The sequence below is a fragment of the Kitasatospora sp. NPDC056327 genome (genome assembly GCF_042261735.1).
In the GTDB taxonomy this organism is placed as follows: Bacteria; Actinomycetota; Actinomycetes; order Streptomycetales; family Streptomycetaceae; genus Kitasatospora.
Window position 1 is genome coordinate 24,797 of the sequence record NZ_JBHJRC010000045.1, and the last position, 13,164, is coordinate 37,960.

11 protein-coding genes are annotated in these 13,164 nt (G+C 75.2%); 10 read left to right on the forward strand and 1 reads right to left on the reverse strand.

What is annotated here, in order from left to right; all coding sequences use genetic code 11:
- Window positions 1–87 precede the first annotated feature (87 nt).
- Window positions 88–501 carry a universal stress protein gene (locus tag ACFCX4_RS09760; protein ID WP_376140219.1) on the forward strand — a complete coding sequence of 138 codons (414 nt, stop codon included), beginning with the start codon at window positions 88–90 and terminating at the stop codon, window positions 499–501.
- A 222-nt stretch (window positions 502–723) separates the two neighbouring features.
- On the opposite strand, the gene ACFCX4_RS09765 is transcribed toward ACFCX4_RS09760, so the two are convergent.
- Window positions 724–1,044, reverse strand: a complete 321-nt coding sequence (locus ACFCX4_RS09765; RefSeq protein WP_376140199.1) for a chaplin family protein — start codon at window positions 1,042–1,044, stop codon at window positions 724–726.
- 297 nt (window positions 1,045–1,341) lie between these two features.
- Here ACFCX4_RS09765 and ACFCX4_RS09770 point away from each other — a divergent pair, with 297 nt between their 5' ends.
- The 9 genes from ACFCX4_RS09770 (at window position 1,342) to yidD (ending at window position 13,016) form a co-directional block, all read left to right on the forward strand.
- Window positions 1,342–1,629, forward strand: coding sequence for a hypothetical protein (locus tag ACFCX4_RS09770; RefSeq protein WP_376140201.1), 288 nt, complete (start codon window positions 1,342–1,344; stop codon window positions 1,627–1,629).
- A gap of 107 nt (window positions 1,630–1,736) precedes the next feature.
- Window positions 1,737–3,311, forward strand: a complete 1,575-nt coding sequence (locus tag ACFCX4_RS09775) for a PLP-dependent aminotransferase family protein (RefSeq protein ID WP_376140203.1) — start codon at window positions 1,737–1,739, stop codon at window positions 3,309–3,311.
- A gap of 387 nt (window positions 3,312–3,698) precedes the next feature.
- A complete protein-coding gene (locus ACFCX4_RS09780) occupies window positions 3,699–4,211 on the forward strand; it encodes a hypothetical protein (RefSeq protein WP_376140205.1) in 513 nt (170 codons plus the stop codon).
- A 125-nt stretch (window positions 4,212–4,336) separates the two neighbouring features.
- Window positions 4,337–5,206, forward strand: a complete 870-nt coding sequence (locus ACFCX4_RS09785) for a DUF1963 domain-containing protein (protein ID WP_376140207.1) — start codon at window positions 4,337–4,339, stop codon at window positions 5,204–5,206.
- 299 nt (window positions 5,207–5,505) lie between these two features.
- Complete coding sequence (locus ACFCX4_RS09790; RefSeq protein ID WP_376140209.1) at window positions 5,506–6,621, forward strand: hypothetical protein; 1,116 nt, start codon at window positions 5,506–5,508, stop codon at window positions 6,619–6,621.
- Between the two features lie 237 nt (window positions 6,622–6,858).
- Complete coding sequence (locus ACFCX4_RS09795; RefSeq protein WP_376140211.1) at window positions 6,859–8,202, forward strand: KamA family radical SAM protein; 1,344 nt, start codon at window positions 6,859–6,861, stop codon at window positions 8,200–8,202.
- A 419-nt stretch (window positions 8,203–8,621) separates the two neighbouring features.
- Window positions 8,622–10,034 (forward strand): family 2B encapsulin nanocompartment shell protein, encoded by a 1,413-nt coding sequence (locus ACFCX4_RS09800; RefSeq protein WP_376140213.1) that lies wholly within the window; start codon window positions 8,622–8,624, stop codon window positions 10,032–10,034.
- A gap of 1,455 nt (window positions 10,035–11,489) precedes the next feature.
- Window positions 11,490–12,263: a hypothetical protein gene (locus ACFCX4_RS09805; RefSeq protein ID WP_376140215.1), complete on the forward strand. Its 774-nt coding sequence runs from the start codon at window positions 11,490–11,492 to the stop codon at window positions 12,261–12,263.
- A gap of 111 nt (window positions 12,264–12,374) precedes the next feature.
- Window positions 12,375–13,016 (forward strand): membrane protein insertion efficiency factor YidD, encoded by a 642-nt coding sequence (gene yidD / locus ACFCX4_RS09810; RefSeq protein ID WP_376140217.1) that lies wholly within the window; start codon window positions 12,375–12,377, stop codon window positions 13,014–13,016.
- Window positions 13,017–13,164 lie beyond the last annotated feature (148 nt).

Consider the following 13,164-nt stretch of genomic DNA (forward strand, 5'->3'; position numbering starts at 1 on the left):
CGGGACGGGGCGGCCTTCGAGGACGGCGGGGAGCCGGATGCGGCGCTCGCTCCGGCGGGGTTCGAGCTGGGCACCGACGGACCGAAGATGATCCTGGCGGGCCTGGACGGCTCGGACTCCTCCTGGCGCGCCACCGCCTACGCGGCCGGTCTGGCCCGGCGGCAGAACGCCACCCTGGCGATCGCCTACATCCAGCCGGTGCTGGGCGCGGCCACCGCCCTGGCCGGGGCGGCCGTCGAGGAGACCACCCAGGAGATCGCCGAGGAGCTGCTCACCGCGATCCGGGAGGCCGAGCACCGGCTGCGTGACGTCTGGCGGGTGGACTGGCGCTTCCTGACCGTGCGCGGCGATCCCTACGCGGGCCTGGCACGGCTGGCGGACGAGCTGCGGGCGGACGCGGTGGTGGTCGGGGCGTCCGAGCAGGCCGGGCACCGGGTGATCGGCTCGGTCGCGGTGCGGCTGGTCAAGGCGGGCCGCTGGCCGGTCACGGTGGTTCCGTAGGCCCGCGACCGGACGGGCGGCCCGCACGTCGGTCGCACCGCAGCCCGCAGCCCGCAGCCCGCGGCCCGCAGCCCGCGGCCCGCAGCCCGGAGGCGGGGCGACGGCGACGGCGAAAGGGGAACGGAGGATGCGAGAGGGGACGGGGGACGGGGAAGAGGACCGCGGCCCGGGCGGATGCACCGGGGCCGCGGCCCTCTCGGACGGGCGGAAGGACGTCGGCGGCTAGAGGATGGAAAGGCTGTTGCCGCAGACGTTGATCGGGATGCTGATCGGGATCTGGATCTGGTTGCCGGACAGCACGCCCGGGGAGTTGGCCACCACGCCGTTGGCGTAGGCGCCGCCCTCGTTGATACAGGTCGTGCCGCCGCCACCACCGCTCGGCAGGCCGCCGCCCGTGGGAGTGGGCGCGGCCGGGGCGTTGTGCTCGACGGGGGCGTGGTGTCCGGGTTCGTCGCAGTCGCCCGCGAAGGCGGGGCCGGCGGACAGGACCGCCAGCGCGGCGCTGAGGCCGGCGGCGAACAGGTACTTCCGGGTGTTGGTCATGCCGAAGGAATAGCCAGCCGACACGCTGATGACGACACGATCCGACCATCGGATCACCCGGGCGGAGTCGCAACCGCACACCGATGCAGGAGCCCCGCCACCCGCCCGGCCCAGCCGTTCCGGCCTCCCCGCACGACGTCCCGGCCGGAAACCGGGCCGGAACGGGACCCCGGCCCCGTGCGCCCGGGACCACCGCTGCCCGACCCTCGATGCACGGCCGCGGCCGGGACCGGGTGACCCCGGCCCCGCGCCGCCACCACGGCACCACGGCACCACGGCACCGAACGGGAGACCCGTATGTACGCACACTGGGGCACCTTCACCAAGAACGACACCCTCGGCGACTGCCTCGGCCTGGCCCAGACCGCGCTGCTGCGCCAGGGCTTCCAGGTCTGGGACCTCGCGAGCGACGGCGACTACCAGGTGATCGGCGGCAACTCCGACGTCATCGCCACCGTCGTCTGCGTCCCGCAGTCCGGCAACGTCTGGATCACCGTCAGCGCCTACTCCACCGATTCCTCGCTGGCCGAGCGGACCCGCAACGACGTGCGCACGTACATCGTGAACTCGGTCCGGATCGACTGAGCGGACGCACGGCGGTCCCCGGCGGACCGGCGGGCCCGGACCGGCGGCCCCGGGGCGGCGGGCCCGGCCCCGGGGCCGCCGGGGGCCCGGCGATAGGGTGCATGACCATGACGGACACCTCGGTCGATCCGCCCCGGACGCCCCGCCATCACGCCGCCGGAGCCGCCGGAGCGGCCGGGACGGCGCACCCCGGTGCCCGTCCGGCCCGGGGGCCGGGCCCGACGGGCACCGGCGGGACCGCGGACGGCGCCGCCCGCTCCGACGCGGGCCCGTCCGGCGCCGATCTGCACCTCGACCTGCCCGCCACCGGCAGCCGCCGGGCCGCCCTGATGGCCGCCCTCCGCGAGGCGATCCGCAGCGGCCGGCTCGCTCCGGGCACCCGGCTGCCGCCCTACCGCACGCTGGCCGCCGACCTCGGCATCGCCCGCAACACCGCCGCCGACGCCTACGCCGAACTGGTCGCGGAGGGCTGGCTCACCGCCCGCCAGGGCTCGGGCACCGCCGTCGCCGACCGGGCCGAGCCCGTCGCCGCGAACCGGGCCCGCCGTGCCTCCCGGCCGGCGCGCCCCGAGCACGACCTCCGGCAGGGCCGGCCCGACGCCGCGGCCTTCCCGCGCGCCGCCTGGCTCGCCGCCGCGCGCCGGGCGCTCACCGCGGCGCCCAACGAGGCCTTCGGGCCCGGGGACCCGCAGGGGCGGCGCGAACTGCGCGAGGTCCTCGCCGACTACCTGGCCCGGGCCCGCGGCGTGCGCACCGATCCTGACCGCATCGTGATCTGCTCCGGCTTCGCACACGCGCTGCGGCTGCTGTTCGAGGGCCCGCGGGCGGTGCTCCCCGCCCGGAGCACGGGGCCGCTCGCCGTCGAGGGCTACGGGCTGGCCTTCCACCACGGTCTGCTGGCCGCCGCCGGGGTCGCCACCGTGCCGCTCCCGCTCGACGAGGACGGCGCGCGGGTCGCCGCCCTGGCGCACCACCGCGAGGTCCGCACGGTGCTGCTGACCCCCGCCCACCAGTTCCCGACCGGCGGACCGCTGCACGCGGGCCGGCGGGCGGCCGTGGTCGACTGGGCGCGCGGACGCGGCGGGCTCGTCCTGGAGGACGACTACGACGGCGAGTTCCGGTACGACCGGCAGCCGGTCGGCGCGCTGCAGGGGCTGGACCCGGAACGGGTGGTCTACCTGGGGACGGCCGCCAAGAGTCTCAGTCCCGCCCTGCGGCTCGGCTGGATGGTGCTGCCCGACCACCTGGTGGACCGGGTGCTGGCCGCCAAGGGGGAGCGCGAGGGCTGGGCGAGCGCGCTGGATCAGCTGACCCTTGCGGAGTTCATCGACTCGGGCGGCTACGACCGGCACGTGCGGAGGATGCGCCGCCGCTACCGCGACCGCCGTGACCGGCTGGTCGGCGCCCTGGCCGAGCACGCGACGCACATCGAGGTGACCGGCATCGCGGCCGGACTGCACGCGGTGCTGCGGCTCGCTCCCGGCACGGAGCGATCGGTGCTCAAGGCCGCCGCCTACCGGGGGCTGGCCCTGGACGGACTGGCGGACTACCGGCACCCGCGGCTCGCGGCGGAGGCGATGCCGGCGGTGGACGGCCTGGTCGTCGGCTACGCGACCCCGCCCGAGCACGCCTATCCGGCGGCGGTGGAGGCGCTCTGCGCCATCCTGCCGCCCCCGCTCTGACCCACCCGCCCGTCCGCGGGCCGTCGACCTGTCGTTCCGTCGTCCTCCCGCCCTGTCGACCTTCCGCCCTCCCGCTCTGCCGCCCCTGTCACCCCAGCCACCCCTGCCGCCCTGCCGCCCTGCCGATCTGTCGACCTGCCGACCCACCGGCCCGCGGGCCTGCCGGTCCTCCGGCCCGGTTCCGCGCCGCCGCGGCCCGGCGGGCCGGAGAAGTGTCGACTTGTCGATGATCTTGACCGATGGGTGCGGAGGGTAGGGCTCCGTCCGCCCGGGTACGAGCGGAACCGGAAGGTAATGGCTCCGGTGTCCGCTCCCGTGTCATATGCCAGTACGGACCGGAGCGGAGGCCGCCGCCGACGGCCGCCCGGCCGCCTAGGCTCCGTGGTCATGCGCACTTCATCTCTGAGCCGCTTCGGCCTGCCCGCGATCCTCGCCTTCCTCGTCGCCCTCCTGCTGTCGGCCACCCCCGCCCAGGCCGGCACCCCGGTACTGTCCGTCGCGGTCGACAAGACGACCGCCGCCCCGGGTGAGGCCGTCACGCTGACGCTGACGCTGACCAACCCGCACGACACCCCGGCGCAGTTCGTCTACGAGTCCATCCAGCCGACCTACGGCACCACCCTGAACACCGGCCTGAAGTACGGCTTCACCTCCTGCGGCGGCAACGTCACCAGCTGTGACACCGGTGCCACCAACGGTCTGGTCCACCACTCCGTCCCCGTCGCGGCCGGTGCCACCACCACCGTCACGCTGACCTACACCATCGGCACCGACTCGGCCTGCGGCAACGGCGCGCGGATCGACTTCTACACGTACCTCTACTACGAGTACGCGAACGGCACCGCCAACGACTCCGGCATCTTCTCGGTCCCCGGCAACGAGGTCGTCTGCCCCGTCTGACCAGTGTCCCCGCCCCGTCGTCCGTAGGTCCCCGTCAGGTGCCGGTCGCCCCCGTGGCGGCAACTGACGGGGACTCCGCCGCTTTCCCTCCCGCCGTTGTCGGACCCCCGTGACAGGCTTCGCGCATGGCCGAACCCGTGACCACCGACACCCCCGTGACCGCCCCCGGCGAGGGCGTGCCGCCGATCCCCGGCGACATCGCGGAGCTCGTCCGCGCCCGCGCCGGCGAGCGACTGGCGCCCCTGGTCCACCGTCTGTTCCGCTCCTCCCTCGTCCTCGACCCGGTGGACGGGCCGGGTGCGGACGAGGGCGGCAGGGGCGCCGCGGCCGGGGAGGGCGCGGCGGCGGAGCACGGGGGAGCGGACGGCGGGCCCGTCGGACGGCTCGGCGGACTGCCCGCGCTGCCGGCGGGCACGGCCTGGCCGGAGTTCGCCGGCCGCCCGATGCAACTGCTCGCCGAACTCGACTGCGCCGCGCTCGCCGTGGCCCTCCGGCCCGGCGGGCGGGGCACCGTCCCCGGACCGCTGCCCGCCGACGGCCTGCTGCTCTTCTTCCACGACGAGTCCCTCTCCGACTTCACCGGCCGCGGCTGCCGCGTCCTGCACGTGCCCGCCGGAGCACCGCCCAGGCAGGCCCCGGTGACCGGGGCGGGAGCTCCGGCCGTCCCGGCGGTCCCGGTCCGGGCCACCCGGGCGCTGTCCGCACCCTCCTACCAGGACCGGGAGCTGGAGCGGCTGTTCCCGGACGACTTCCTGGTCGCCCTCGACCTCGGCATCGACCTCGCCGAGCGGCTGCCCCGCCCCGCCGTCCGGGTGCTCGGCTGGTGCGACAGCGACACCGGCCGCCCCGAGGGCCACCGCCCCCTGCTCCAGATCGAGAGCGGGGTGTTGGCCGCCGAATGGGGCGAGTGCGTCAACGTCTCCTTCTGGATCACCGACGAGGACCTCGCGACCGGCCGCTTCGACCGGGTCCGGCACGGCTTCGGGACCGCCTGACGTCCCCGTCTCCCGGGCCTGCCCGCCCGTCTGCCGGACACCGGCCCGGCAGGCGGGAGCCGGGAGGTCCGCCCTACGCTGGAGAAAAGCCCGGGCAGGGTGGTCGCCCGCCGGTCCGGGCTCGGCCGGAGCGTGCGGCGGAGCGGTGGGCGGACGTGGCCCCAACGACAGACCCGGACCCCGGGCACCCGGAGCCCGGACGACCGGAGCCCCCCGGGCACCCGGGGCACTCCCGTCCGCCCCGGCCCGGGCGGGCCGGCCCCCCGCCGGACGGCGCCGCCGGGGCCGACGGCTCCGTGGTGCCGGCCGAGCCCGCGGCGGCCGGCGACCCGACCGGCACCACGGGCACGAGCGGCACCCCGGGGACGAGCGGGCCCCCTGCCGCGCCGGACGGCGCCCGAGCCCCCGTCGTCGAGCTGGTGCGCTCGATGCGCGCGCACCCGGCCCGGATGCCCGAGCTGCTCGCCGTCTTCGCCGTCCGCCACCGCGGCCCCCGGGCCGCCCGGCGGGTCGCCGCGCTCCGGGCGGCCCACCCCGGGGCCTCCGAGCACGACCTGGCCGGGCGGACGGTGGACCACGCCCGGCGGGTCTGCCAGAGCGAGGGCGCCTTCGTCGGCGGGCCCTTCATCTGGCTGATCCCGTTCGCCTTCTGCACCGCCCTGCTGGCCCAGGGGCAGCTGCTGCTGGAGCTCGCCGCCCTGGCCGGCAAGGACCCCACGGCCCGGGCGCGGATCCCCGAACTGCTCGTCCTCCAGGGCGCCCACCCCGACCTCGCCGCCGCCGAACGGGCCCTCGCAGCCGGTCCTCCGCCGCCTCCTCCGCCGTCCGGCCGCGGCCTGCGCTCCGGGCGTCTGCGGGGGCTGGGCTCGCTGCTCTGGCGGATGGCCCGTCTGCTCGGGCTGACCAGCGAGAACACCGAGCCGCCGCCGTCCCGCTGGCGCTCCGCGGGGGAGTGGACGCTGCTCGCCCTGGTGCTCCTGATGGGCACCGTGGCCCCGCTGGTCTGGCTCCCCTACATGGCGCTCTCCTACACCTGGGCCACCGACCGGGTGGCCGCCCGCGGGCTGGCCTTCCACTTCGGCGGCGCCCAGGCCGACTGGCGCGGGCCCCGGCGGAGCCGTGCCGACCCGGGCGTGGTGGCGGCCACCGGGCGTGCCCTGCTGGCGTTGCTGGTGCCGCTCGTGGCGGTGGGCGTGCTGCTGGTCGCCGACGTCCGGCTGGCCGACAGCCGCTGGCCCGTCCTGGCGCCCGTCCTGATCGCCCTGTCGGTCGTGGTGAGCGGGCTGTGGTGGATCGTGCACGGGCGCTCCCGCCGTGCCTCCGTCGGCGCGCCGGAGCCGGAGCCGGAGCCAGAACCGGAGCCGGGGCCGGGGTCGGAGCCGGAGCCGGAGGCGGACCGCGGATCCTCCGGGTGAACGCGGCGAGGCCGTCCGCCCGCGTCTCCGTCTCCCCCCGCCCTTCCCGGCCGTCCGCCCGGGGCGGGACCCGCGAGGCCGCTCCCGGGGCGCCGGCTCTGCGCCTCAGGGATCCAACACCCTTGTCCCGCCAACCCCCTGACGAGTTGTCATGGCACGGAGGTTAGGCTGCCCACAGAGCCGCGGGGAGCGGCCGGGAGAAGGGTGACACGGGTGCGAACCGTACAAGACCAGGGTGTGAACGACGACCCCGCGGGCGGCCGGCGACCGAAGCTGCGCGCGATCCCCGGCCACCGGCTGGCCGGGCTGCCACAGCTCGCCGGAGCGGGCGAGACGCTGCGGCACGAGATCGCGGTGGTCGCCTCCGTCCTGCCGTTCAAGGTCAACAACCACGTCCTGGACGAGCTGATCGACTGGGGCCGCGTCCCCGACGATCCGATGTACCGTCTGACCTTCCCGCACCGGGACATGCTCCCGCCCGGGATCTTCGACCGGGTCTCCGCGCTGATCACCGCGGGCGCCCCGCGCGAACGGCTGGCGGAGGCGGTCGCCGCCGCCCGGCGGGCGCTCAACCCCCACCCCGGCGGGCAGCTGGAGGAGAACATCCCGCAGTTGGACGGCCGCCCGGTCCCGGGGCTCCAGCACAAGTACCGGGAGACCGTGCTGCTCTTCCCCGCGCAGGGCCAGAGCTGCCACGCGTACTGCGGGTACTGCTTCCGCTGGGCCCAGTTCGTCGGCGAGCCGGACCTGCGGCAGAGCCTGCCGGGCCCGGCGACCGCACTGGAGTACCTCCGCGCCCACCGTGAGGTCTCCGACGTGCTGATCACCGGCGGTGACCCGCTGATCATGTCCACCGACCGGCTGGCCGGTTACGTCGAGCCGCTGCTGGGCCCGGGGACCGAGCACCTGCGGACGATCCGGCTGGGCACCAAGGCGCTGGCCTGGTGGCCGCACCGCTTCACCACCGACGCGGACGCCGACGACCTGCTCCGGCTGTTCGAACGCGTGGTCGCCGCCGGCCGGCAGGTCGCGGTGATGGCGCACGTCAGCCACCCGCGCGAGCTGGCGGGGGAGACGGTGCGGGCGGCCGTCGCGCGGATCCGGTCGACCGGCGCGGTGATCCGCGCACAGGCGCCCCTGATCCGGCACGTCAACGACGACCCTCAGGTGTGGGCGGCGCTCTGGCGGGACGCGGTGGCTCTGGGCATCGTGCCGTACTACCTCTTCGTCGAGCGGGACACCGGGGCCAGCTCCTACTTCGAGGTGCCGCTGGCGCGGGCGGTGGAGATCTACCGGGACGCCGTCCGACAGGTGTCGGGGCTGGAGCGGACGGCGCGCGGACCGGTGATGTCGGCCGGGCCGGGGAAGGTGTGCCTGGACGGGGTGGCCGAGATCGGCGGCGAGCGGGTCTTCGTCTGCCGCTTCCTCCAGGCCCGCGAGCCGGACCGGGTCGGTCTGCCGTTCTTCGCCCGCTACGACGAACGGGCCACCTGGTTCGACCAGTTGAGGCCGGCCTCGTTCGAGCGGCGGCCCTGGTTCGCCGCCGACCCGAGGTTCGCGGGGGAGCCCGTGCTGGTCTGAGGCGGCGTCCGTCGCACCCATGTTCGCCCGATGTTCGAAGCTCGAACGCCCGTACGATGAGCCCGCGCCCCAAGGGCTGGGGTGCGGGCTCGCGCGCTCCTCCGTTCGGGTGGGGTGAATCGTTCCTACGTCTGGGTGATTCGCATGCGCAGAAACGTGCCTCCCTGGTCCTGCACGGTCCGCGGATTCAAACCTTCCGATCGGAGAGATTCACCCTATCGGGGGGCGCTCGGCGCCGTTCGGGGTTGCCAGGGCCTTGGTGATCTAGGGTTCCGGATGGATCGCCCGAGCGGGCGCACCCCAGCGCTAACACTCCAACCGATACGCGTATCTGATGATCCGTCGAGACGTTGTCCCCGGCCTCCGCCGGCCGTGCGACGGGTCGGCGTGACCTGATCACACGAAGGAGAACCCTGCCGATGTCCGTGGACACGACCACCCCGGAGACACCGCAGGCCGCCCAGCAGTCCAGTCTGACGACGGCCGCTGCGCGCAATCTCGCCACGACCACCAAGTCCGCGCCGCAGATGCAGGAGATCACCTCCCGCTGGCTGCTCAAGGTGCTGCCCTGGGTGCAGGCCGCGGGTGGTGCGTACCGGGTCAACCGCCGGCTCACCTACACCGTCGGTGACGGCCGGGTCGAGTTCATCAAGACCGGTTCCGAGGTCCGGGTCATCCCGCAGGAGCTGGGCGAGCTCGCCCTGCTGCGCGGTTTCGAGGACGACGAGGTGCTCACCGCGCTCGCGGACCGCTGCGAGCAGCGCGACTTCGGCCCCGGTGAGGTGCTGGCGGAGCGCGGCGAGCCCGCCGACCGGATCTACCTGATCGCCCACGGCAAGATCAACCAGATCGGCACCGGCAAGTACGGTGACGAGACGGTGGTGAGCGTGCTCGGCGACGGCGACCGCTTCGGCGAGCAGTCCGTGCTCGACGCCGACGCCGTCTGGGAGTTCACCGCCAAGACGGTGACCGCCGGTACCGTGCTGTCGCTGCCCCGCCGGGACTTCGAGCAGATCCGCGACAACTCGCCCGCACTGCAGGAGCACCTGGAGGCCTTCCTCGCGCTGCCGCTCCAGCGGCAGAACGAGCGCGGCGAGGCCGAGATCGCGATGTCGGCCGGCCACCACGGCGAGTACCAGCTCCCCGGCGCCTTCGTGGACTACGAGCTGAAGCCGCGCGAGTACGAGCTGAGCGTCGCGCAGACGATCCTCAAGGTGCACACCCGGGTCGCCGACCTCTACAACCAGCCGATGAACCAGATCGAGCACCAGCTCCGGCTGACCATCGAGGCGCTGCGCGAGCGCCAGGAGTTCGAGCTGGTCAACAACCCGGAGTTCGGCCTCCTCAACAACGCCGACTTCGACCAGCGGATCCAGACCCACTCCGGCCCGCCCACCCCGGACGACCTGGACGAGCTGCTCAACCGCCGCCGTGACCCCGACTACCTGCTCGCCCACCCGCGGGCCATCGCCGCGATCGGCCGCGAGCTGAACGCGCGCGGGATCTACCCGCACCACGTCGACCTCGGCGGGCAGCAGGTGCCGGCGTGGCGCGGTGTCCCGATCCTGCCGTGCAACAAGATCCCGATCAGCAAGGAGAACACCAGCTCGATCCTGGTGATCCGGACCGGCGAGGACAACCAGGGCGTCATCGGCCTGCACCAGACCGGCATCCCGGACGAGTACCAGCCGAGCCTGTCCGTCCGCTTCATGGGCATCGACGAGAAGGCGATCATCTCCTACCTTGTGAGTGCCTACTACTCGGCCGCGATCCTCGTGCCGGACGCCGTCGGCGTCCTGGAGAACGTGGAGATCGCGCACGGCCGCCGCTGAACAGCGCAACGGCGGGCCGTCCCAGGACGGCCCGCCCCGGGGACCGGCCGTAACCGGCCCGCAGCATGATCGTTTCACCGGATGCCGGACGGCCCGCCCCCGTGGCGGGCCGTCCGGTGTCGGCCCCCTTTTCCGGCGTGGGCCGACTCCTGACGACACGAGAGGTGTACGGAGCCCATGCCGCAGTCCCAGCCGCTCCGGCGGATACCGATGGACGGGTCGCCGTGAGCGCGGACCGGCGCCTGTCGCCCCCCGCCCCGGACGGTGACCCGCGCGGCAGGCGGATCCGGCTGATCGGCGCCGCCGCCGGGGTGGCCGCCCTCTGCGCGCTGGTGAGCGGCTCGGCCGCCGCCCGGCCCGCAGCGGCCCAGCACGGCGGCGGACGGCCGCCCGGGCCGGTCCCCGGGGTCTGTGTCTGCGTCGGCACGGGAGTCCCGGTCGGGGCCGGGAAGGGGGGCGTGGACGTCGAGGTGGACGTGGACGTCGAGGTGGACGTCGACGCTCCCGGTCTCCTGCACCACCCGCACCCGAAGCCGTGCCACACCAAGCCCTGGCCGTCGTGGCCGTGGCCGTGGCACCACCACCCCTGCCCGTCGCCCACACCCACCCCCACGCCGACCACCCCGAAGCCCACCCCCACGCCGACGGCGACGCCCACGCCGACGGCGACGGTGACGCCCCGGCCCACGCCCACCCCGACGCCGACCCCCGTCCCGACCGTCACCTCCACGCCGACGCCCAGCCGTACTCCGGTGCCCACCCCGCCGCCGTCCCCGGCCGCGCCGCCGGTGCCACCCGCTCCACCGGCCCCGTCCCTCCCGACGCCGAGGCCCACCCCGCAGCCCGCGTCCCCCCGGCCGCCGGCGCCCACCCCGACGCCCACACCGCGGCAGCCGACCCCGCCACCGGTGGTCCCGCCGCCGGTGCCCGCGCCCGAACCGCCCGCGCAGGCCCCGCCGCCCACACCGGCGCCCCCGGCGCCCGCTCCCGCGTCACCGACCCCGACGCCGCGGCCCGTGCGGCTTCCGCAGGCCCCGCCCGTCCAGGCGCCCGAGCGGCACCACGGCAGCTCGCAGACCCGGACCATGCTGCTCGTCACCGTGCCCGCCGTGCTCGCGGCGGCCGCCCTGCGGCCACGCGGCAGAGGCGGCCGCGGCGGTGGCCGCTCCGGTGGAAGCGGGGGCGGAAGCGGCGGTTCGGGCGGTTCCTGAGGGTTCACCGTCCCTCCTCCCACCCGTTCGCCGGACGGCGGGCCGACCACCGGTGCCGCGCACCCGGCGCCCGGGCCGGACAACGGACTCCGACTCCGAGCCGGACTCCCGGGCCGGACTCCCGGGCCGGACTCCCGGGCCGGACTCCCGAGCCGGACTCCCGAGCCGGACCACCGGACCCGCCGAGCGGGCCCGACTGCTTCCGATCGACCCCCGTCGATCCCCGACCGAGAAAGGAGTTCCCATGTCCGAGTGGTTGGCGCTGGCCATCGCCATGCTGGCGGCCTGCGCCGTCGTGGTGGCGGTGGTGCTGCTGAGGCACCGGCGCGCCGGTGAGAACGAGGACACCGACGAGACGCCCGACGTCATCGAGTACATGACGATGATGATCGGCGTGGTCTACGCGATCGTGCTCGGCCTCGCCATCGCCGGTGTCTGGGAGGCCCGCGGAGTGGCGCAGGACGACGTCTTCCGCGAGGCGCAGTCGCTGCACGAGGTCAGCGAGCGGGCGCAGGTCTACCCGGTCGAGCACCGGGACCGGATCCGGGCCGACGTCAACGCCTACGTCTCCTACGTGGTTGACGTGGAGTGGACGTACATGCGCGAGCACGGTGAGATCTCCGAGCGGGGCACCGAGCTGCTGGAGCAGCTGCGCACCGACGTCGCGACCCGCGCCCCCGCCTCCGACCTGGAGGCCCAGGCCTACCAGCCGATCATGGACCGGATCAGCATCGCCGACGACGCCCGCAACGCCCGTGGACAGAACGCCGGCCCGACCATGCCGGGCGTGGTCTGGTTCGGCCTGATCGTGGGAGCGGTGGTGACGGTCGGGATGGTGTTCGCGCTGCAGATCCGGCGTTCCACGCGGGAGTTGCTGCTGGCCGGGGCGTTCAGCGCGCTGATCGCCTTCCTGCTGTTCCTCATCTGGGACTTCGACGACCCGTTCGGCCGGAGCGTCTCGGTCACCACCCAGACGTTCACCGACCTGTTCCCCGCCCTCGGTGGCGGGAGCGACTGAGCGCCCTTCCGGATCCTCCCGCGGGCCGACCTCCACGACCCGGGCCTTCGATAATCTGATCGGGCCGTTGGGGGTCGGCCCCGGCGTGCGCGCCGAGAGGAATCGCGAGCAGTGGCGTACCAGCAGCCCGGCCAGGGCGAACAGTTCCCGACGACCCAGCGCCCTGGGCGTGCCTGGTGGTGGCTCCCGGAGGCCGAGCGGCGCGAGCGCAGGCGCCGGCAGCGGGAGTGGAAGGAGTACCTGCGCAAGCACGGGGAGCGGAAGAAGGACAACGATCTCGACTCCTACCTCCCCACCGGCGGGAGCGGCGGCGGCTGCGGCTGGGGCGGCAACCGCGGGGGTGGTGGTGGGTGCGGCGGCAACGGCAACGGATGCGGTGGTGGCGGCGGTGGTTGCGACGGCCCCTGCCTGCTCGCGCTCTTCCCGGTGATGCTGGCCGCGGGCGTGCGCTTCGCCCTCACCGGCGGCCGGAGTGTCCGGGCGCGGCGCCCGGGCGCCGATCCGTCCGCACCCGTGCCGCGCGGCCTCGCCGCCGGGGTGCTGTACGGCGCGGTGCGCCACTACCGCACCGAGATCAGCCCGAAGCGGCCGGACTGCTGCCTGTACACCCCGAGTTGCTCCACCTACGCCGTCCAGGCCCTGCACCGGCACGGTGCGCTGCGCGGTGCCCGGCTGACGGCGGGGCGGCTGCTGCGCTGCCGCCCCGGTGTCGCCCTGCGCGGGGACGGCGTCGACCCGGTGCCCGAGCGCTGAGCCGCCGCCGGAGCCGTGAGCCCCGGCCGGTGCGCTTCGCCGCCGCCGGCTCGCCCGGCCCGATGCCGTGAGCCCCGGCCACCGCGCGCTGCGGGGTCTTGAGCTCATCAACTCCTCGCGCTGGGGGAACGGTACGGCGGTCTTCACC

Bases quoted from the DNA above. Each gene is read 5' to 3' on its own strand.
- ACFCX4_RS09760 (WP_376140219.1), top strand. From the start codon at position 88: ATGATCCTGGCGGGCCTGGACGGCTCGGACTCCTCCTGGCGCGCCACC.
- ACFCX4_RS09765 (WP_376140199.1), bottom strand. From the start codon at position 1,044: ATGACCAACACCCGGAAGTACCTGTTCGCCGCCGGCCTCAGCGCCGCG.
- ACFCX4_RS09770 (WP_376140201.1), top strand. From the start codon at position 1,342: ATGTACGCACACTGGGGCACCTTCACCAAGAACGACACCCTCGGCGAC.
- ACFCX4_RS09775 (WP_376140203.1), top strand. From the start codon at position 1,737: ATGACGGACACCTCGGTCGATCCGCCCCGGACGCCCCGCCATCACGCC.
- ACFCX4_RS09780 (WP_376140205.1), top strand. From the start codon at position 3,699: ATGCGCACTTCATCTCTGAGCCGCTTCGGCCTGCCCGCGATCCTCGCC.
- ACFCX4_RS09785 (WP_376140207.1), top strand. From the start codon at position 4,337: ATGGCCGAACCCGTGACCACCGACACCCCCGTGACCGCCCCCGGCGAG.
- ACFCX4_RS09800 (WP_376140213.1), top strand. From the start codon at position 8,622: ATGTCCGTGGACACGACCACCCCGGAGACACCGCAGGCCGCCCAGCAG.
- ACFCX4_RS09805 (WP_376140215.1), top strand. From the start codon at position 11,490: ATGTCCGAGTGGTTGGCGCTGGCCATCGCCATGCTGGCGGCCTGCGCC.